General features: G+C 47.4%; 16 protein-coding genes and 1 tRNA gene. 14 read left to right on the top strand and 3 right to left on the bottom strand.

What is annotated here, in order from left to right; translation table 11 throughout:
• Position 1: 1 nt before the first annotated feature.
• The gene (locus tag WCY20_RS10165) at positions 2-655 is read left to right on the top strand and encodes a response regulator transcription factor (RefSeq protein ID WP_345974854.1); all 654 of its coding nucleotides are present in this window, start codon (positions 2-4) and stop codon (positions 653-655) included.
• Entirely contained in the window at positions 642-1,871 is a 1,230-nt protein-coding gene (locus WCY20_RS10160) for a hypothetical protein (RefSeq protein WP_345974852.1), read from the top strand. The genes WCY20_RS10165 and WCY20_RS10160 overlap by 14 nt, the downstream gene beginning before the upstream one ends.
• Before the next feature lie 75 nt (positions 1,872-1,946).
• Here the strand turns inward: WCY20_RS10160 and WCY20_RS10155 are convergent, their stop codons facing one another.
• A complete protein-coding gene (locus tag WCY20_RS10155; RefSeq protein ID WP_345974850.1) occupies positions 1,947-2,789 on the bottom strand; it encodes a hypothetical protein in 843 nt (280 codons plus the stop codon).
• Positions 2,790-2,954: 165 nt separating this feature from the next.
• Between WCY20_RS10155 and WCY20_RS10150 the strand changes: the two genes are divergently transcribed.
• The 4 genes from WCY20_RS10150 (at position 2,955) to WCY20_RS10135 (ending at position 10,568) form a co-directional block, all read left to right on the top strand.
• Positions 2,955-5,324 carry a hypothetical protein gene (locus WCY20_RS10150; RefSeq protein ID WP_345974849.1) on the top strand — a complete coding sequence of 790 codons (2,370 nt, stop codon included), beginning with the start codon at positions 2,955-2,957 and terminating at the stop codon, positions 5,322-5,324.
• A 255-nt stretch (positions 5,325-5,579) separates the two neighbouring features.
• Entirely contained in the window at positions 5,580-7,115 is a 1,536-nt protein-coding gene (gene purH / locus WCY20_RS10145) for a bifunctional phosphoribosylaminoimidazolecarboxamide formyltransferase/IMP cyclohydrolase (RefSeq protein WP_345974847.1), read from the top strand.
• Positions 7,116-7,351: 236 nt separating this feature from the next.
• Positions 7,352-8,110, top strand: coding sequence for a DUF2231 domain-containing protein (locus WCY20_RS10140; protein ID WP_345974845.1), 759 nt, complete (start codon positions 7,352-7,354; stop codon positions 8,108-8,110).
• A gap of 271 nt (positions 8,111-8,381) precedes the next feature.
• Complete coding sequence (locus WCY20_RS10135) at positions 8,382-10,568, top strand: diguanylate cyclase (RefSeq protein WP_345974844.1); 2,187 nt, start codon at positions 8,382-8,384, stop codon at positions 10,566-10,568.
• Positions 10,569-10,658: 90 nt separating this feature from the next.
• Here the strand turns inward: WCY20_RS10135 and WCY20_RS10130 are convergent.
• Positions 10,659-10,736, bottom strand: a tRNA-Pro gene (locus WCY20_RS10130).
• 260 nt (positions 10,737-10,996) lie between these two features.
• On the opposite strand from WCY20_RS10130, the gene WCY20_RS10125 reads away from it, so the two are divergent.
• Entirely contained in the window at positions 10,997-11,899 is a 903-nt protein-coding gene (locus tag WCY20_RS10125; RefSeq protein WP_345974842.1) for a J domain-containing protein, read from the top strand.
• An 11-nt stretch (positions 11,900-11,910) separates the two neighbouring features.
• Entirely contained in the window at positions 11,911-12,291 is a 381-nt protein-coding gene (locus tag WCY20_RS10120; RefSeq protein WP_345974840.1) for a helix-turn-helix transcriptional regulator, read from the top strand.
• A 270-nt stretch (positions 12,292-12,561) separates the two neighbouring features.
• On the opposite strand, the gene murA is transcribed toward WCY20_RS10120, so the two are convergent.
• Positions 12,562-13,827, bottom strand: coding sequence for a UDP-N-acetylglucosamine 1-carboxyvinyltransferase (gene murA / locus WCY20_RS10115; RefSeq protein ID WP_345974838.1), 1,266 nt, complete (start codon positions 13,825-13,827; stop codon positions 12,562-12,564).
• 171 nt (positions 13,828-13,998) lie between these two features.
• On the opposite strand from murA, the gene WCY20_RS10110 reads away from it, so the two are divergent.
• From WCY20_RS10110 to WCY20_RS10085, 6 genes are all read left to right on the top strand, one after another.
• Positions 13,999-14,451 (top strand): hypothetical protein, encoded by a 453-nt coding sequence (locus WCY20_RS10110; protein ID WP_345974837.1) that lies wholly within the window; start codon positions 13,999-14,001, stop codon positions 14,449-14,451.
• The gene (locus WCY20_RS10105) at positions 14,435-15,142 is read left to right on the top strand and encodes an exonuclease domain-containing protein (protein WP_345974835.1); all 708 of its coding nucleotides are present in this window, start codon (positions 14,435-14,437) and stop codon (positions 15,140-15,142) included. Before WCY20_RS10110 ends, WCY20_RS10105 begins: the two co-directional genes overlap by 17 nt.
• 12 nt (positions 15,143-15,154) lie before the next feature.
• On the top strand, positions 15,155-15,748 hold the full coding sequence (rsmD, locus tag WCY20_RS10100; RefSeq protein WP_345974834.1) for a 16S rRNA (guanine(966)-N(2))-methyltransferase RsmD: 594 nt from the start codon (positions 15,155-15,157) through the stop codon (positions 15,746-15,748).
• Positions 15,749-16,266: 518 nt separating this feature from the next.
• Positions 16,267-17,577, top strand: coding sequence for a hypothetical protein (locus tag WCY20_RS10095; RefSeq protein ID WP_345974832.1), 1,311 nt, complete (start codon positions 16,267-16,269; stop codon positions 17,575-17,577).
• Between the two features lie 12 nt (positions 17,578-17,589).
• Positions 17,590-18,582, top strand: coding sequence for a hypothetical protein (locus WCY20_RS10090; protein WP_345974830.1), 993 nt, complete (start codon positions 17,590-17,592; stop codon positions 18,580-18,582).
• 8 nt (positions 18,583-18,590) lie between these two features.
• Complete coding sequence (locus tag WCY20_RS10085) at positions 18,591-21,656, top strand: cadherin repeat domain-containing protein (RefSeq protein WP_345974828.1); 3,066 nt, start codon at positions 18,591-18,593, stop codon at positions 21,654-21,656.
• Positions 21,657-21,835: the final 179 nt, after the last annotated feature.

Raw genomic sequence — 21,835 nt, 5'->3', positions numbered from 1 at the left:
AATGCGAATTTTAATGCTTGAAGATGATCTGAAACTCTCGGCACTGGTAACGGCATATTTGCAGCAGCACTATGTTGTTGATGCACTTTCGAGTATCGATGAAGCCGGTGATTATATCGACCAGTTCCACTATGATGTCGTCCTGCTGGACAGAAATATCAACGGGGCCGATATAGGGATGTCTTTGATCCAAAAGGTCAAAGCCAAAAATATGCAGACAGGGGTGATCGTGATCAGCGCTTATGATACGATCGCAGACAAGATCAGCGGTCTGAACCTCGGGGCAGACGATTACCTCGACAAACCTTTTGACAATGATGAGCTGCTTGCACGTATCAACGCACTCTCACGGCGAAACCAGAATATTGCAGAGATCGATATTGAAGGCGTCAAGTGTGATATAGGGCGTAAATCCATGGCGTATGAAGGCGAGTCGATAAAACTGACACGAAAAGAGAGCGACCTTTTCTTCTATCTGTTACAAAAACAGGGCGCTATCGTCTCTAAAGAGGAGCTGCTGGACGCACTTTACCTCAATCCGCAGAACATCTCGTCAAATACAATCGATGTGACGATAGGGCACATCCGTAAAAAGCTGCCTGTGGCGATTATAAAGACGGTCAAAACACGAGGGTATACCATTGAACCGGCCTAAAAGTCTGCAATTCTCGATTATCTTCTTTTTTGCCGTCAGTTCGGTCGTGACCTTTTTGATGCTCGGAAGCTATGTCGTCTATGATTACCACAAAGAGCTGCGGACCAATCTGCATAACTCACTGAGTGTTTTTGCCGATGATGTAGTACGACACAAACTCTACCAAAATGATCCGAACACTATCAAAGAGAGCTTTCATCTTTTGGAAGGCTATCACGAAGCGCCTTTTGTCGCTCTTTTTGACCATCTTAGCTTTGATCTCAGCCAGGATAAACCCTCAGATGCTCAGGCATGCCGTGTTGTCAGGGAACTGCCGGATGATCGTTACCTGGTCGTCAGTTCCGGTCTCGAAGCCGTCAACAGCAAGACAATGCTCTTTATCTATAAATTATTGTCGGTATTCGGCAGCGTTTTATTACTTTTTATCTTGATATTTGCCTTCTTTCTCAACCGGTTGTTTATGCCGCTGCGCTGCCTGGTCCGTTTTTGCCAGGACTCCTCCGTTGAAAACAGAAATATGCCCTTGTGCAGCGGCAGTACCGAGGTGACGGATCTTAAAAAAGCGATTGTCGGACTGCTGGAATCGAACCAGACACTGTGCAAACAGAAACAGGATATCTTTAAAGAGGCGGCGCACGAGATCAAATCGCCGATCGCGATCTTGAAAGCACGTCTCGCTCTTTTTAAACAAAATAAAGATTTTGATAAAACAACATTCATTCAAGAGAGTGAAGATGATATCAGGACGATCAGCAATAAACTGCGTGAACTGCTCTTTCTGAAAGAGATCGAGTGGGATATGCAGAAGAAAAAAGAGTCGGTCGCGATGCAGCTGCAGTGCACTATGATGCAGGAGGCTTTCAAACCTATATTGGAGAAGAAAGGGCTGACAATGGTTTCGAATTGGGAAGAGGATTTTACCCTCTCTGTTCATAAAGAGGCGATGAAGAAGGTGATGCAGGCCGTTTTTGAAAATATTTTCATGCACACGAAAAACAATACGACCATTACAAATTATGTCGACTCCAAAAATCGTCGTCTTCATATTGTCAATGAGATGGGAGACAAGAGCGATGAGACGCTTTTCAGTTCCTATATCGGCTCAAAGATGATCGAAAGACTTGCCGACAAGCTTGATTATACCTATAATGTGCAGGAAAAAGAGGGGATGTTCTATACAACGATTGTTTTCGGTGTCTCCGAAAAAGCAGGGTAGTTGCCGATCAGTGGGCAGAGGGTGGATAGGGGTGCCGAAATGTTTTCGGCACCCCTCATATTGTAAAGTCAAAGACTATTTGAAGTATTTGGAAACATCTTTCTCGACTGCACCAGGTACGGTCATAATCCCCATGAAACCGCCCATGTCAAGCAGCGGGTAGCTGATGGCGATCAGGTAATCGGCACGCATTGCAGTTGCTTTGTTGTCCTCGACCAGGACCATCCACGGAAGGATCGCGGCATTCTGGACACCGATCTTGTCGACAAACTTCATCGTACGCTTGTTCAGTTTGACACCGTAGAGCGTACGCCCCTCACCGACGTCGAGTTTGAAGACCAGGTCTTTCTTTTTAGCACCCTCTATCTTTGCGTTAAGCGCGGCCGTCTCACCCTCTCCGGCAACGATAACGTCCTGATAATAAGGGCGTCCCATCATAAACTGGTAATCGGCAAGACCTGCAAATTCCCATTTGTCTTCTGACGGTTTCAACTCACCAAACGCTTTGTTGATAGCATCAAGCAGAGGCTGTTCGTCACCCAGCTTGTAGTCGTCCTGCAAAAATGCCTTTACGAAGTAGCGCGGGTTTGAGATACGGACCTCATTGCCTTCAGTGTTGACCAACACGCGAAGTGCGCCTGCCAAAAAACCGCGTCCGGGTTTGTCTGCTAGAGCTTTGAGGTGGTCATTGGTAAAGACGATACTGTCAAGTTTTTTCTTGCCGACCTTGTCGACCGCTACGATCTCGAAACCGGCACTTTCAAGTTTTGACTTGACCTCGTCCGTACTCATCAACGGGGCGATAAAATAGGTGCTGACTTCAGCTGGACCCGCGTATCCCGGTGTCGCCTCTTTGGAGCTACAGCCGCTAAACATCATGACAGCTGCTGCCATAATCGCTAAAAGAAGATTTTTCATTTTAATCCTTGAATATGAAGATGCGTCATTATCATCTTTTTAAGATGAAAAAATCATTAAATATGTATAAAAAAATCAAATACTAACTTTTCATGATTTTTTCATTTTAATGCTGTAGTCTAACGTCTACTATAGCCTACATCTCTATAGAACTAAGGAGTAAAGATGAGAAGAAGTAACTATCTCAATCTCGCAGCAGTCGTTGGCGTCAGTGCCATGTTGCTTTTGAGCGGATGTAGCTCGGATTCCGATAATTCAAGCACACCACCGGCCACCTCAATAGAATACATTGATTACAAAGGGGACACACGTACGGCAGCAGTAACTGCCGGTGCAGCAGAGTACCATGCGGGAACAGGGTATGGAGAGACGATGTTTGACAGTGCCGATAAAAAGTGTCAGCACTGTCATAATGAACTCTACGATACATGGAAAGGTTCCATGCACGGTAACTCCTGGACGGACCCGATATTCCAGTCTAAGTTCCAGGATTTCCTGCGCACGCATATCGCAAAGATCGGCAGCAACCCGACAGGCACACTTGCCTATGAGGAGAAACAGTTCAAGGGGGCAGCACAGACATGTATCAAGTGTCATGCACCGGGCGCTTATTATGCGGATGATGTATCGGTTGTTTTGACACCGCTTACAGTAAATCCTACGACAGCCGATCTTGATGCAGCCAAGGCTAACAACCAGGCCAACAGTATGGCTACAACGGGCGCATTTGATCCGACACAGCCGATCAATGTCGTCTCGGTATCCGGCTTTGACGACACACTCTATCAAGCGACATTTGATATCGGTCATGAAGCGAACAAAGAGGGCATCAACTGTGCATTCTGTCACAGTATTGAAACGGTACGCATGATGAGTGACACGGACGGCGCTGACGGCGGCATGTATACACTCGCAGCTGCAATGCGCGAAGGCCCGGTCGGTGCTATTCAGTATGATGCAGGCAGTACACTGCATTACAGCCCTGAAGGTACTAACATCGAGATGAATGCGTTTTTCCGTCTCTGGGGACCGGAAAAATACAAAGATCCGGAAAACACACCAAAGTCACTACCTGACTTTGATGTTGATAAAGCCAAAGACGGCCGATACACCATGCACAGTGTCATGCTCCATGATGAAACGAATGAGAGTAAGACGCATTACACCGGCGGACCGTTCTATGGCCCTTTCGGTGTCACCGGAAAGAGCAATGAAAACGAAGATGATGATACGAACCGTACGGCGTTGATCAGCCCTGAGTTTGACCAGACATCGGCCAATGTCCACCAGTTCGGTGCGCACGGCAAAGCACTTTGTCTAAGCTGTCACCAGCGTTCTGCAGGTGCACTTGATCCGGCTTCTGCCGGCACAGCTGCAAAAGAGCCTGGAACGGACAACTTTATGGAGCTCTGTTCAACATGGACCGTTGTCAGTGACGGTGTAGGAGACAATTATGCAGACAGTGAAACATCACCGAAATGCCAGCGATGTCATATGGAACGTATTGAAGGCAAAGTCCTGCACCGCTGGGCAGCTCCTGATCAAAACTGGACACTGGCAAACAACCCGGCGTTGACAGCCCATTTTGATCCCGACGATAATGATGGTCTGGGTGATGAGAACCCTGTGGCAGCCGGTTGGTTGAACTCGCATGCCTTCCTGGGCGCAAGCAAGACAGGCGGCCATAAGACAAGCGTTGTAGCGAAGATAAAAAGCGGGTTTGAATCAACGTTACCGACCCCGGTCCTTACAAATAATACGCTGACGGTAACAACGACACTTAAAAACAAGACAGCACATATGTTCCCAGGAGCACACCCGATGCGTCGTGTCCTGACACGTGTCGTCGTGACCGATGAAAATGGAACGATGATCGAGTCAACAACCAAGTCCGGAATTTCTAACTTTGCAACGGTCGCAAACAGTGTGACACCGGTTGCAGACAAAACACTTCACGCAAGTGCAGAGTCGAGTGTCACTGTGGGTTATGATGCAGCTAGAACAATTGACTTCCCGGGTAAAACACCTGATCTTAACGGCTCTGCTGTCAGCGGACAAAAGTTTGACGGACGTACCTTGAAAATCACTGGAGCAGACAGTACGGTGAGTTCACAAGAGGTGAATACGACAACGTATGCTATTCAAGGCAGCGTCTTTAATGCAGCGATCACTGATGACAGTAATAACAGTACATTTACGCGTATTTACGGTCATGAGACGGGCAAAAAATATGATCTTGACGGCGATACTACAAAAGAGACGTTCATCGTCCGCCCCGGTTTTGATTCAAATACGGTGCCGAATGATACGCGTCTAGTGCCGAATGAAGAAGAGGTTTATACATTGGAGTACGATGTATCGGGTGCATCAAGCGTGACGGTGACCTATAAAGTCTACTACATGCAAAAAGGTGCAAACGGGAAATTCCTGACAGGTGCCGACGGTTTTCTTGACCAGGCAGCCAGTGATGCGAAAAAACTGCTTGTAACGGAAGTGGCATCACATTCAGAGACAGTAGTAGTCGCTGCGCCGTAAGGAGCGCTGTATATAAGTGATGAACTTGGCGTCGGACAGAGGAGATCTAAGTTCTGTCCAAAGCCTCTTCTCTAGAGGCCGTCAAGAGGAGATAATACCGGGTACGTAACGTTCTGTTCGGACTGTACGGCCCGATAATCCCTACCACCATTTCAATTCCTTTTTTTCTTTTAGCGGCTATCGAGTTACTGTTTTACCCAGTCCTAATAACTACTGCGTTAAAATTCCACAAATATTTTCTCCAAGGTTTAGAGTATGAAACGCGCCCTTTTGAGTGTAAGTGATAAAAGTAATATTGTTGAGTTCGCAAAGTCTCTTGTTGCGAATGATTTTGAGATCATCTCGACAGGTGGTACCTTCAAGATGTTGAAAGAGGCCGGTGTGCCGGCGATCGAAATCGATGAGATCACGAAGTTTCCTGAGTGCTTTGAGGGACGTGTCAAAACATTGAACCCGTTCATCCACGGCGGTATCCTTCACCGACGTGACAAGCAGTCGCATCTTGACCAGGCCAAAGAGCTTGGTGTCGAGGCGATCGACCTGGTCTGTGTCAACCTGTACCCGTTCAAAGAGACGATTGAAAAAACAGATGACTTCGAAGATATCATCGAGAACATCGACATCGGCGGACCGGCAATGGTCCGTTCTGCGGCGAAAAACTTTGACAGTGTGATGATCGTTACCGATGTTGCAGACTATTCGCTTGTATTGAATGCGATTGAGAACGACACCAACACGGTCGAGTTCCGCCGCGGTCTTATGATCAAAGCCTATGAACACACGGCAGCCTACGACAGTATGATCGCCAATTACATGAACAGCCGTTTCAACCAGGGCTTCGGCGAGAAGCAGTTCATCGTCGGAAAGAAGGTGATGGATACGCGTTACGGCGAGAACCCGCACCAGAAAGGGGCGCTTTACGAGTTCGACAACTACTTCAGCAAGAACTTCAAGACACTCAAAGGGGAGGCGAGCTTCAACAACCTGAATGACCTTAACGGTGCGGTCAAGATCGCAGCGGCCTTCGGCGATGAGAACGCCGTTGTTATCTGCAAACACGGCAACCCGTGCGGTTTCGCGATCCGCGACAACCTGACAGAAGCGTATGCCGAAGCGCTCAAATGCGATCCTGTTTCCGCATTCGGCGGTGTCGTTGCCGTAAACGGCGTTGTTGACGCGGAACTAGCCGAGAAGATGAACGAGATCTTCCTTGAAGTGGTGATCGCCGGCCGTATTACCGAAGAGGCGCAGGCGGTGTTCGAGAAGAAAAAACGTATCAAACTCTTTGAGTACGGCGCGGACAAGATCGTTCTTGCCAACGACGCCAAAGACTTCAAGCACATCGACGGCGGATTCGTCTTCCAGGATGCCGACAAAGTCGGTGCGGACGAAGTCAAAAATGCGAAACTAGTCTCAGAACGCGCGGCGACAGAAGCAGAGTTGAAAGATGCAGAGATCGCCTATAAAATCGCTTCTCTTACCAAATCGAACTGTGTCGTCTATGTCAAAGATGCGGCAATGGTGGCTGTCGGTATGGGGATGACCTCACGCGTCGATGCTTCCCAGTGTGCGCTCAAAAAAGCCAAAGAGATGGGCCTCGATGTTTCGGGTGCGGCGCTTGCCTCCGAAGCGTTCTTCCCGTTCCGCGACTCGATCGATGCGGCGCAGACAGCCGGCGTCAAAACGGTGATCGAACCGGGCGGTTCGATCCGTGACGATGAGGTGATCGAAGCGGCCAATGAGTTCGGCATGGCCCTCTACTTCTCGGAAGTCCGCCACTTCCTCCACTAGCCTGAAGCGTTAGCTTCAGCATATCTTGTACGAGAGTTCACCTCTTGACGTACCGATGTACGCCTTCGGGTTCACTCTCGTACTATCTATACTAAATCTAAAGCTGCAGGCGGGTTCTTTTGCCTTTATAGCGAATTTTTACAAATTACTAATCATCACCGCAAAGTGATACTCTCACCGTTTTTTAACTACTTATCCAATATAATCAAAGCACAATGCTCTTATAAAGGCACACCATGAACCTACCTGCCATTACACTTCCTATTGAGATCACCGATACTGTTCCTGTGCTGTTACACCCCATCGCGGTTCACTTTGCCGTGGTTCTTCCGCTTGTTATTATGATTTTGGAGCTGATCAATCTGATCACGAAACGCAAGGCCTTGAGTATTTCGGTCTATGTTCTGTTTATCCTTCTCATAGGTCTGTTTGTAGCCGCTTACATTACCGGCGTGACCGACGGCACAGAGGCCGGCCTGTTTTTGAGCGATGAAGGCAAAGAGGCCCTCAAAGGGCATAAGATCCTTGGCACCTATCTTGTCTATCTGACGCTTTTGCCTCTGTTGCTGAAGGTGCTAAGCCTCTTTGTCAAAAAAGGGTGGAGCAGGGCGCTCTACTCGCTGGGGCTGATTATTTTGATCGCTTTGACTTTTTTTCAGGCAAAAAAGGGCGGAGAGCTTGTTTACAGTTATGGTGCCAATGTCAGCTCACAACAGCTTCTCGAAGATAAAATCGAAACGCTGGAAGAAGATATCGACACACTTCAAAGCAGCTGTGAAGAGGAGTTGGCCGCACTCAAAGAGCGATATTCAGATTGTAACCTGACGTTTGCTGAAACAAATGCTACCGCTGTTCAAACGCCACCCGATACAAACGGTACTCAAGGTGTAACGGTAGATGCGAATGCGTCTGATACCGTCATAAAAACCGATCTAAACGGCAGTGCCGCTCCAAACAAGACAAAAAGCGGTGACGCTAACAGTTCCAAACCTTAGTGGAGTGGGTCGGGACGTTAAAACAACAGAGCGATACGGGATCTGTTTTAATGTCCTTGTCCGCTTTATTTTTGACGTGCCTGCCTTGCAATAACTCTTTTATCGCCAATTTCCTATTCATCGCCGTGTTCAATGGCATTGTTCTATTAAGCTGTTTTAAACGCTTTTGTATTATCATGAAAAAACACAGAAAGGATGAATCGTAATGCTGGAAGAGATCTCAGTTTTGATATTATATCTGGTATTGGCGTTTTCATGGTTTTATATTTTTATGCACGCTGTCATACAGTACCACGCATCTAAAAACGGCCAGTTATTGTTCCATTCTATTTATCTGCTCATCGCGCTTTTCTCATTCCGTTTTTTTATTGTATTTGCCATACACTCTTTTGCCACTGCGCTGGAGCAGGCACTGCTGCCAAAAGAGCTTGTTCCGTTTATTGCACCTTTATATACATCGTTCTATCATCCGACGACCCTGGATATTATTGACACAATTTTCACTTTCATTGTTCTGGCTATCATTGTGCTTGGTTCATTCGGTCGTAAGCGTAAGCAGCTTCAAAACGAGCTTGAAGCGTTTTTGCGTTTGAAGCGCGACGCCAAACGTATGGAAAAAAATGTCCACCGTCAGAGCAGTTACATCAGACTGCTGGAGATCGTCTCAAAGATCAAAAAAATGCTTATTGAGAGTTCGACAGAGAAGGAGATATTTACGCATGTTTGCAATTCACTGGGAACCTTTCCGCACTATAAAGTTGTCTGGATCGGTTTGCAGAGCGAAGAGAACAATATTGTAAATATCGCCTACAAAGCTGATATGGCGACGCCAAGCTATCTGCAAAAAAATTTTCAAATCAAACTTGATGATGACGATCCCCACGCGTATGGCCCTGTCGGCGAATGTATGCGTACGGGCAGAAGTGTGCTCATCGAAGATACGCAGAGTGATCCGCGTTTTGAACCTTGGAAATATCGTGCGAAGGCTTCGTCGATCCATTCCGTTCTCTCTATTCCCATAAAAACCTTTCATCAAAAAAAACTTTTTGGTGTTATCAGTATCTATGGCGATGCGGAACACAGTTTTAGTTATGAAGAGATCGATATTCTCGAAGACCTGGCCCAAAATGTCAGCAGCGCCATTGCTTATCATAAAGCGGATAATCATCGTAAAGAGACCGAAGATGAACTGAAAAACTCTTCTCAGCTTCTTCAAAATATCATCGCTACCGTTCCTGTCCGAATTTTTTGGAAAGACAAATATTTGTACTATAGAGGCTGTAACGCACTTTTTTTACAGGATGCCGACCTTTCCCGAATCGAGGATATCGTCGGTAAAAAAGACACGGACCTTGTCTGGGCAGAACATGCCGACGCGTTTATCCAGGATGACCTGCAGGTGATGAAAACGAAAAATCCTATTGTCAACCGTGTCGAACGCCAAGGCGATATGTATGTTCTCGTCAACAAAGCGCCTCTTTTTGATAACGAACATAATATTATCGGCATGATAGGCAGTTACACCGATATCACGCTTCAGCGCAAAGCTGAGCTCTATCTAAAAGAGAATGAACAGCGCTTTAGAGAACTGATACAGTCATTACCGAATATCTCGATACAGGGGTATGATAAAGATCGCAAGGTGATTTACTGGAACAGGCAGAGTGAAATACTTTACGGTTATAGTGAAGAGGACGCATTGGGACGCAAATTTGAAGAGCTGATTATTCCTGAGGCGATGCGAGATCGCGTTATCGCTGACATTGAGAATTGGATACACAACAATAAACCTATTCCCGCTTCGGAACTTACCCTGCGTAAAAAAGATGGGTCTGACGTACTGGTCTACTCCTCACATGTCTTGCTGCGATCACAAGAGAAGGAGCCGGAGATCTTCTGTATCGATATTGATCTGACACAGCAGAAGGAGGCCGAACTGGCACTGGAACGCCTTGCCAATCATGATCTTTTGACACAGCTCCCGAACCGTCACTTTTTCTTGCGCCATGCCAAGGCGCTGATCAATAAAGCGGAGCGTAACCACAGCGAGTTTGCTCTGCTCTTTCTTGATCTGGATGATTTCAAGGTGATCAACGATACCTACGGTCACGACTACGGCGATAATGTTCTGATCGAGGCGGCTGAACGGCTACGCTCCAGTTTACGTGATTATGACTTTGTGGCCCGCTATGGAGGTGATGAGTTTATTGTGACGATTGAGTATGAAGGGGATATTGAGCTGATCATGACAATTGCACAGAAGATCATTGACACTCTAAAGGAGCCCATCTATATTAAAAACACCAGTTTACAGATCGGTTCAAGTGTCGGTATAAGCCTCTACCCTCAGGATTCGAGTGAACTTCTAACACTGCTCAAGTATGCGGATGCGGCAATGTATAGCGCTAAAGAGGGCGGGAAAAACAGATTTAGCCATTATTCGAACAGATCGCTATAGTGCATGGAATAAAGCAGATTGGCATAGTTGGGAAATAGAGTTATGAAGATAAACTGTGATTGTTGATAAGTGTATTAGGAATAAAGAAAGTGGTCGGGGCGAAAGGACTCGAACCTTCGACCCCCTGGTCCCAAACCAGGTACTCTAACCATACTGAGCTACGCCCCGACAACGAGCCGAATTATACATAGGGAAAAGTAAAAATAAGTTGAAATTACCCGTATGCCTGCGTTTTACGTGAGAATGTACATTCGGACCTTGGCGATCAAGGTAGATGACCACGTAAAATAGGGAAATTAAAGAAATAAAACGTCGTGCAACGTCCTTTTATTATTCGCTTCAAACGGCGAACCTTGATTGACATGCACTCAACCTTTTTGCTATAATAGATACAAATAATAGAATATGTATAGAAGAGGAAAATTTTAATGAGTAAAAGTCTGTATGAGACATTAGGTGTCAGTGATAACGCCAGCGAAGCAGAGATCAAAAAAGCATACCGTAAGTTGGCCCGTCAGTATCACCCGGATGTCAATAAAGACCCGGGGGCCGAAGATAAGTTTAAAGAGATCAATGCTGCCTACGAGGTTTTGAGCGACAAAGATAAAAAAGCGCAGTATGATGCCTACGGCGACCAGATGTTCGGCGGACAGAACTTCCATGATTTTGCACGCGGCCAGGGGGCCAATGTGGATCTTGATGAGATCCTGCGTCAGATGTTCGGTGGTGGCGGCGGTTTTGGCGGAAGCGCCGGGTTTGGCGGTGCAGGCGGTTTTGGCGGCGGTGGTTTCGGCGGTTTCGGTGGCGGACATGGCCGTCAGACGGTCAACCTTGACATCGAAAGCGCCATTACGGTGCCTTTCAACGTAGCAATACTGGGCGGAAAACACGGTGTTACCGTACAGGGTGAGAGTTTTGACATTAAGATCCCGGCCGGTATCAAAGACGGCGAGAAATTGCGTGTGCGCGGCAAAGGGCACAAACAGGGCGGACAAAGCGGCGATCTCTACCTTAAGATCAATGTGGCACAAAACCCGGAGTATGAACGTGACGGCGACAATTTGGTCAAAAGTTTTGATCTCCCTCTCTCTGCAGCACTTTTTGGCGATAAGATCATGATCAATACTTTAGAGAAAGAGATCACGCTCAAAGTGCCTCAAAACACGAAGAACGGGCAGCGTTTTCGCGTCAAAGAGATGGGGGCGGTTAACCGCAAGACAAATCAAAAAGGTGATCTTTATCTTAAAGCAAATATCGTCCTTCCGAATGTTGACACCCTGGATGAATCCCTTGTCGCTATGATGAAAGAGAAACTACCTAAAACGGTATAAGGAGTACGAGCATGATGCACCATTACGATGAACCGGCTTACCTGATCAGTATTGTGGCAAAGATCCTTGATATCCATCCACAGACACTGCGTCAGTATGAGCGTGAAAACCTGATTACCCCTTCGCGGTCAGACGGTCGTATCCGCCTTTATTCCCAGCGTGACATAGACCGTATCAAAATGATTTTGCGTCTTACCCGGGAACTGGGCGTGAATTTGGCGGGGGTGGATGTCGCCCTTCGTCTGAAAGAGCAGATGGAAGAGATGGAGAAAGAGATTGCCGAACTTCGTCATGCCCTTTCTGTCGCCCGCAATACCGGTTCTGTACCGCCGGAAAAATCACTGGTGACAAAGCGCAGTCATTACGAAATGGTGATCTTCACCGACGATTAAAAGTTCTAATTTCAGCGCATCTTGCACTGAAGTTCACCTCTCAACGTACCGATGTACGTCTTCGGGATCACTTCCGCACAATCTGCACTAAGACTAAAACTTTTAAGTGTGTCAGCTTGGTTTTCGGTAAGCTTTCGCCACCTTTCTCCAATCCAAATATATTACCATTTACTAAGATGTCGGAATAGAACTATTTACGGGTATTTTTGAGGGTGTTTGTAGAGAGAAGCACTTTTGGCCGCTTTTTGCCGCATCCAAATGCGGTAAAAGCTATTCGCGAAGGCGCTCGATCTTTGCTCCGAGATCTCCCAGCTTTTTCTCCAGGTTCTCATACCCTCGGTCAAGATGATAGATACGGTGCACCTGTGTCACGCCTTCGGCAATATTGGCGGCGATCACCATCGCACTTGAGGCGCGAAGATCGGTTGCCATGACATCGGTTCCGGAAAGCTGCGAGGGGCCGATCACCGTTGCGGTATGGCCGCTGAGTTTGATGTCCGCACCCAGACGCTGCAGTTCGCTCACATGCATAAAGCGGTTTTCAAAAAGACGTTCTTCTATCGTAGATGTCCCGTGGGCCTGTGTCGCCAACGCCAAAAACTGCGCCTGCATGTCCGTCGGAAAGCCCGGATACTCCTGCGTGACAATATTGACGGATTTGATCGTGTCGGTAGGGTGGATGGTCATTGTGTTTTCGGTAATATCAAAGGTAAATCCCATCTCCTCCAACTTCCCGGTAACCGCCTCAAGATGATCGGGACGGACATTCTCCAGGGTGACGGTCGAGTCGCTTATGCCGGCAGCACAGAGGTACGTTCCCGCCTCGATACGATCGGGAATGACATCAAAAGGGTCGATGTCGACCAGGCGTCTGTCGGTGCCGTAGATGGCAAGTTCTGCTGTACCGATCCCTTCTATGGAGACACCGCTGTTCTTAAGCACTTCACAGAGCTGGACAACTTCGGGTTCGCGGGCCGCATTGGTAATGGTGGTCTTTCCTTTGGCAAGGGCGGCGGCCATGATGACATTGGCGGTTCCTGTGACGGTGATCTTGTCAAAGATGATGTGCGCGCCTTTAAGACCGTCCGGTGCTTCGGCCTGGACGTAACCGGCATGGATCGTGATCTTGGCACCCATCTGCTCCAGTGCTTTGAGATGCAGATCGATCGGACGCTGGCCGATGGCACAGCCGCCCGGAAGAGAGACCTCGCAGTGGCCGAAACGCGAAAGCAGCGGGCCAAGGACCAGGATGGAGGCGCGCATTGTTTTGACAATCTCGTAGGTTGCTTTGGTGTTGGTAAGGCAGCAGGTATTGATCTCTACAGTGTTTTCGTCTTTAAACGAGAATGTGCCGCCAAGGTTCTCTATCAGTTTTAATAACGTCTTGATATCGACGACAGAGGGCATATTGCCTATCTTAACAGTGTTGTTGGCGAGCAGTGTCATCGCAATGAGCGGCAGCGCGGCATTTTTTGCGCCTGAGATCTTTACATTGCCGTGAAGCTTGGTCGGGCCGGTGATTTCTAAGTAGTCCATTACATTCTCTTATTTTAATAACGAAATTATAGAGCAGAGTTGGTTTATCGCAGGTAAAATTTACGCCGATTGATATGTTAAGGCGGGTTGAACATATATTCGGAAGTTTCAATTGGTATAATACAGGAATAAATATATGAAGGTATCCAGAGGTACGCTAAAGGAAGAGATGTGAGTTCAGCATTAGACCGGTTAAAAGAGTTGACTTCGAGGATATCGAGTTATGAACTGGCACGCAAAGAGAACCTGCGCTCACTTTCGGCACTCTTTACGGCCTTGAACCTTTCCGAGAAGGTCGGGGCGTTTGACGAGATATTCGAGTTTAAAGCGATCAACCTCTCGGGCATCTCCCTGAGTGAAGAAGATATCGGTACGATCAAAGAGGGAAAATACCTGCAGATAATCGGCATTAAATACGACCGTGAGGCCAAGGTGAAAAACAGAAACATCTCACTCGGTTATTATGGTCGTGTGGAAAAAGTTGATGCCGAACTTCGTGAGACAATCGTCAGGTTTATTATTGCCTGGCGTTTTGAGAAAAGTTTTCGTACCTTGGAACACTATTACACTATGCTGGAAAAACTGCCAAAAAACGAAGAACTGAGTCATGCTGATCTACCTTGATCTTGAGACAACAGGGCTGGAAGAGGGTGACCGGATCTGTTCGCTTGCCATCGTGTTCAGCGATGAAGGCCAATGGGACAGCAAAGAGGAACTCGTAAAGCCGCCGCGCAAGATCAGACCTGAGGCGATGGCGGTGCACCACATCACCAATGAGATGGTCAGGGAGGTGCCTTCTTTTGAGGACTCTGAAATAGCCGCTTTTCTGAAAGAGCACAACCGTGTTGACAATACGCTCGTCGCACACAATATCAGTTTTGACCTCTCCATGCTGGCCAAAGAGGGGTTTGTCTGGCAGGGCGGGATCATTGACACCCTGAAATGTTCGAGGCACCTTATCGACGAGATCGATTATTTTTCGCTTCAGTATCTGCGATATGAATTGGGGCTTTACCGAAATGAGTCCGAGGAAGCCGGGAAACTGGACATCCGGATTTGTGCGCATAATGCACTCAGTGATGCTTTTCATGTGATGCTCCTGCACCGATATCTAAACGAAATGGCGGATGATAGGAAGCTGCAGGAGCTTAGCGTGGAACCTGTCTTGATCAAGCGGCTCAATTTCGGAAAATATAAAGAACATTATCTTGAAGAGGTCGCGATGAATGATGCAGCCTACCTCCGCTGGATGTTGGAGCAAAACATCGACGAAGACCTTCAGTACAGTATAAGACACTATTTAGAAACAGTATAAGGAGTATTATCAATGCCAAAACACCTGACGAAGAAGATCATTTCCGGAAAATACAAGGGCAAGACGCTGAAACTTCCGTCGATGAGTACGACCCGCAGTTCGAAAACCATTGTTCTGGAGTCATTTTTCAATACTGTTCAGTTCGACGTGATCGATGCCAATTTTGTCGAGCTCTTTTCAGGCAGCGGTTCGATCGGCCTGGAGGCACTGAGCAGAGGGGCCAAACGGATCTACTTTATGGAGCAGGACCGCAATGCCCTTAAAACGCTTGAAGAGAACATCGCTCAGACTGACCCGAAGGCCTGTGAAGTCTACCGCGGTGATACCTTTGCAAATATCGGCGCTGTCGTCAAGCGGCTTAAAAACCTGAATGAAGATGCCTACTTCTATATCGACCCGCCGTTTTCCATCCGTGAAGGGCATGAAGACATCTATCTGAAGATGATCGATCTTATCGGAAAACTGCCGGAGGAGGTTGTAAAACTCATCATCATCGAACATATGACGGGCCTTGAACTTCCCCAGGAAATCGGTGTTTTTCATAAGACAAAGTCCAAAAAATTCGGCAAGACCTCTTTGAGCTATTTTGGAGTTGAAGAGGTTTAGATCCTAAAGAGTATAATGAGAATGTGGTTGAATAAAATTATTTTCATTTGAACATTCCCAACAGCTCATTAGGTGTACGCCAGTACCAATGTCTACTTGAGTAAAGCGTATCGGCTTTCAGTTGTTTTTTGGTCAAAGAGGCACTTTCCAAATCCCAAAATACAGGGGAACTGTTCGTATTTTGATACGAAACGAATCGTTAAAATATGGCCGGGACGATCTGCAGGAACCGGAATTTTCGGTTACAGAGAACTTGCAATTTCAAACTTAGACTTTCACAATCTATTCATTACGAGCATTGACCTCCTTTCCAAACCTCCACCGTAGAAGCTATGCCAATAAGAGTGTTTTATACATAAAATAGGCCTTGCATATACTTCACGATCCAAGCTCATTTATGTTTGTTTTTATACAGTTTTTGTGTAGAATGGATTGAAATAATTTTATATAAGATAAAGTCATAATAGAAAATAAAAATTTCTTATAAATGATATTTTATTGATATCAACAGGATCGTAATGCAGAAACTTTTAGTACTGTTAGCCATAAGCTGGGTGTCACTTTTGGCAGAAGAAAATCTCATACAGAACTATGTCCCACTCGATATTTCGGCTGTCCATCTTGGATCAATGGATGCTTTTGCCAGTACAGAAAAGATTGCTGTTCCCGAATTGTCTTCTCTGAAGGCGTTTCAGAAAAAGAGTGGCGAGAGTGAGGCGGCGTTTTTAAAACGTGTTCGCAACGCAACACAAAAACGCCAACAGGCAACGTTTGACATTCAAAAGAGTTACCGTGACGAGGTGCTCCAGCGCAACAATAGCGCAAACAGTTCAAAAGAAGAATTTGAAAGACAGGTCAGAAAACACAATCAAAAACTTCAGAAACTCCGTACTTTCCTCGATTATGATGCAAAAGTACACGGCGCTGCAAGTGTCTCTCAAGAGTACCCCCAACTTATAGATGTCAGCACAGTATTTGATACAACACTGCAAAATCCGAACCTGAATGACCCCTTCCTGCCTCTTTTAACGAGCTACTCTGACAAAACGTATAATGCAAAAGATGACGAACTGGCTAGACTGATCAAGCGCACTAAAAAGAGCTATCCAGACTACAAATCCTGGCTTTTTGTTGTCTCAATAGAGAACTATGCCAACGCAGATAGCGTACTGTTCGCTTCCCGAACGGCCAAAGCGGTGGTGAGCACTTTTCAGAAAAAGATGGGCGTGCCTTTGCGTCATACCATTGTGGTAGAGAATGAAAAGGCGACAGCGGCAAACATCCTGGCGGCGCTTGAAAAGATGATAAACCGTATTCAGCAGGAAGATACCGTCTACTTTTATTTTGTGGGGCATGCCATGTCGGGCCCTTCCGGTAAAAACTTTTTGCTTGCTTATGACGGTTCGGTGGATATGTTGGACGATGATGGGCTTGTGGGGATGGAACGCATCTATAACGCATTCCAGCGTTGTCGGGCAGAACGGACGTTTGCTTTTATTGATGCGAGTTTTATGGGGGTGAGTGACGGTATACCGCTTAAGAAAGGGGAGCGTCTGAGCGGCCCTGTCAAAAAGACAAAGTATCATAAGCGCCTCAACATCATCAACGCGGCAAACCGTGACCAGACCGCGAATGGCTACTTTGAAAAAGGGTACCGGCTCTTCAGTTACTTTCTGATCAAAGGGGCGCTCTCTGAAAAAGAGCAGGATGCCGGGGAGATGTTTGATGACCTGCAGTTAAAGATGCTCCAGGTCTCAACAACCTACGGTCCGGAGTTCACGCAGGAACCCGAGTTTTTCGGTTACCGCAATTTAGCGATGCAGAAGTAGGAGGCAGAGACGATGAAACGATATGCAGCACTTATGATCTCCCTTTCACTTTTTGCCGGCGCTGAGACGGAATGGCCAGATAATCGGAGTGCAGACGCACGTTCGTATGATGTTACGCAATCGTATGCATTGAGCGCCGATGCGGAATTCTCTCTTGAAGCGGCACTGGAAGATTACTCTGAACTGACAGATTGCGAAGAGGATGCCAAAGAGCAGATGGCCGAAGATGCAATGGCCGAAGCTGATCTCTGTGAAACACACAACATCGATATCCGCCTGGCCCATCCTGTCGAGATCAAGAATGTCAGGGTGACAAGCCGCAAGATCAGAAACGACACCTGTTCGCTCGAAGCGGTCTATACGCTTTCAACGCTGCCGCCCGAAGAGATGAAAGAGATCGACGCGGTCTGTAAAGAAGAGTACGAAGGCTACGGTGCGTCGTTGATGCTCGATGACGGCCTGTGGCAGGCGGTACAGTTCGGTTTCGGTGTGGGTTACTCCGGCGGCGGTACCGGCACCTTCGAGGGCGATCTGGTAGAGAGCGCGACCGGCAAAAAAAGCGCTGAGTACAGATATGTGTCCGCACCGACCATGACGCTGGATGCTGCCTATCTCTACAAACTTCCGACGGCCAATTTCTATCTCATGGGCGGTGCGGAACTGGGCTGGGTCATGCAGCAGAAAAACACGAAGGACCCTGACCCGACGGAAAAAGTTATCTATGACGGCGGCAGTCCCTATATCTTCCGTGTGGGTATCAACACCGGGTTGGGGTACCGCTACCATATGCGCTATGATCTGCAGCTGCAGGTCGGCTACCAGTTTCAGTACCTGTATCGTACGGTTAGTTCGGGCGAGACGTTTCAGGGGTATGAGAACAACCTGATCGCCGGTCTTCGGGGTGCGTACCATTTTCATGAGAATTTCGCCGTCTGGGTCAAAGTCCAACATAATACATCGAGTGCGATCGGTACGGTCGGGCTGAGTTACGAATTTTGGGATTAGGAGAAGAGATGATAAGAAAAGCATTAATGGCATCACTTTTTATTACCGGATTGATCTTTTCCGGATGCGGGGAAGCAGACTACTCGTTTGAAACGGTTAAGAGACTAAGCGGTCTGGACCTTATCAATGGGAGTTTCGGATTTACAAGCAGCGATTATGTCATTGTCAACAGTGAGGAGCGTTATGTCACTGATGTGACGACCGATACCACGAGCAATGTCAGATACAGCGTAATCGGAGGCGAAAACGGTACACTTTTCAGCATTGATGCGACGACAGGCAAACTTTCATTCATCGCAAAGCCTTCCTATGATCCGGACAGTGGAAACCTCTATGAGGTGATCGTTTCGGCAGAAGACAGTGAGGCCAATCGTGCTGTTCAGATCATAGAGGTTGAAGTCGTTGCGGACATCACAAAACTTCCTCCCGTCATTGATATGATGTTCAAAGAGTATGCTGTACTCAGTTTTGAGGGGGTCGTATTTAATCTCTTCGCCCAGGCGGCAGACAGCCAAAGTCAACTGATTTACACACTGGAGGGGACGGATAAGGCATTTTTCAGCATCAATGAAAAAGGCGAGGTGCGTTTTACAAGTACTGCAGAAACGTCTGGCAAGAGCAGCTTCACGATCGATGTCATTGTCCAAGACGGCTACGGAAATATTAGCAGGATTAACGATGTTGTCATTACCAAGGTCGATTCGTTAAGCGAAATCCAGCCTGTGATCCTTTCCGAAAGCTTCAAGATCGTCGAAAACTCCAAAGGCAATATCGCGGTAGAGGTATTTACGGCAGAAGGGGTGAAAATCACCCATTATACACTCGGCGGCCAAGATGCCGCGATGTTCGCAATCAACAGCGACGGGGTGCTGTCGTTGATCGAGCCTCAGGATCATGAGAGCGTCACGGCACCTTTTGAAATAACGCTTCAGGTCGAAGATGCCAATGGTCAAAAAAGTGTTGTGCAGCCGATCGAGGTGACGATTGTCGATATTGACGAGACTTTTCTCTTTTCCGGTATTCGTGACTTTACTGTCCAGGAAGGCAGCAGCGGTGTGGTGACAACAGTAGAAGCGACCGCAAAAACGCTGCCCGAAGACCTAGAGAAGCACTTTTCCCTAGTCCAGGGCAGCGACTATTTTACTATTAATGATGCGGGTGTCATTCAGTGGAAAGCAACGGCACAAAAAGATGCCAAGATCACGGTTCAGGTCGCTGTTGAGAGCCAGCTTAACGGTTCAAGGACCCTGAGTGCACCTTTCAGCATCGTCGTCGTTGATGATCCGGCCAAGATAGCGCCGACAATAGACAACAACTATCCCCGAGAGATATCGGTTGTAGAGACACAAGCGGTATTGATGACGATACAGGCTACGGTCAACGGTAATGCTGAAAGTCTTGCCTATGCACTTACCGGTGCCGATGCCAATCTGTTCGCTATTGACGGCAACGGTAATGTCTCACCGCATGTGGCATTTGATGAAGCGGGAACAAATGTCTATACGTTTGCTGTTGTGATCACGGACAACAACGGCAATGTCGTTACGACAGACACCATTACCGTTACACTGCTTCAGGACCCGGATAAGATCAGGCCTGTCATTGTCTCGACGACGTTTAATATTGCCGAGAACAGTACCGGAAATATGAACATTCTGATCAGCAGCGAGGGTAACGGTGTTGTCGATACCTATCTCACCGCTGGCGATGACGGTGCACTCTTTGCCTTTGATTCGAACGGATTGCGCTTCAAGAGCGGTGCGGATTTTGAGTCGATGCGTTCGGCCGCCGGTACGACCAGCTACCATCTCCTGCTGCAGGTCAAAGACAATCTGGGCAACTATTCGGATGAAAAAGCCATAGTCGTGAATGTGACGGATGTCGACGAGACGCTGCAGTTCACCTCATTGAACAGTTTTACCCCGACAGAAGGGACGACTGCTGTCGGTACGATCAAGGCTAACGGTAAAGATTCGACGCCGGTCACGCTCAGTTACACACTGCACAATCATACGGATGTATTCATCCTTGATGCCGTCAGCGGCGCATTGAACTTGAGATCGCCAGCCGTTGCGGGTGAGCATTATGACCTGACCATATCGGCACAGAGCCAGTTTAACGGCTCGTTAACCTATGCACCGACAATCAGTGTTGATGTTGCGGCACTCAGCTACGCCATTACCTTTACGTCGCAGGATGTCGCGACCTTGCCGCAAAACAGTGTGGTCGAGGTACCGATCGAGGCAGCTTCGGCAGCCGGAAGACCGATCTCCTATGCGATGGCAGAGGGAACGGATGCGTCTATCTTCGCGATCGATGCCTCGACAGGTGTGATGACCGTTCATGTACCGGCCTATACCTTCAGTAACGACCCCGAAGCCAATATCTATCGCGGTGCAGTGGTCGCAAGTGATGATATGGGCCACAGTGCGACCCAGCAGGGTGAATTGCATATTGAACCGGTGGACGGTCTGCCGGTCTTTGTGACACCTGCGGCTCAGGATGTGAATGAAAATGAGAAAGCAATCGCCCAGCTTGAGGCCACGTCGCCGATCGGTTCACCGCTGACGTATGAAAAAGTATCGGGGCTTGACAGTTACTACTTCAACGTCACGAGTGACGGGGTCCTAACATTCAATATTGCAAAAGATTACGAAGATCCGGAAGATGCCGATCTGGACAATGTCTACGAAGTGGAAATCCGTGTCACCGATACACTGCACCCTGTCAACACGACGGTGCGGCGCTTTACGGTCAGTGTGCTTGATGTCGATATTGCATTTTCTTCGACAACGACGGTCAATGTTTCTGTAGATGACGGAGAATATACCTTGTTTTGGGCTAATAATACAGTGACTGACCTTGAACTCAGTCCGACGCCGGGTAATGGTGTATTGGATTACACGATTGTAAGTAATCCGGATAGTCGTATTTTCAGTATGCCTTCCAGCGGGGTTCTGCGTGTTGATGCCCCGCCAGTCAGTAGTGATAAGCGATATGTCATTGTTGTCGGGGCACACAAAGACAATGGGACAACAGTGCAAGAGGTACTTTATGTGACGATACTTAATTAGACGGGTACTGCCTGTTATTATCTGAAGAAGGTATGAATCACTTTGATTAGCGTCGACAGGATACTTGTGATTGGCATCAGGGATATAAACATTCCTATATGAGTCGTGGGTTAAACAGCGGACTTAGCTTTTGTTGGCTATAGTGTTTTTATAAAAATCTTATTTAGATAAGGTCCGTT

It is taken from the genome of Sulfurimonas sp. HSL3-7 (assembly GCF_039645985.1).
Taxonomy (GTDB): Bacteria; Campylobacterota; Campylobacteria; order Campylobacterales; family Sulfurimonadaceae; genus Sulfonitrofixus; species Sulfonitrofixus jiaomeiensis.
Note: the sequence above shows the minus strand (reverse complement) of the source record. Positions and strands in the feature narration are given on the sequence as shown.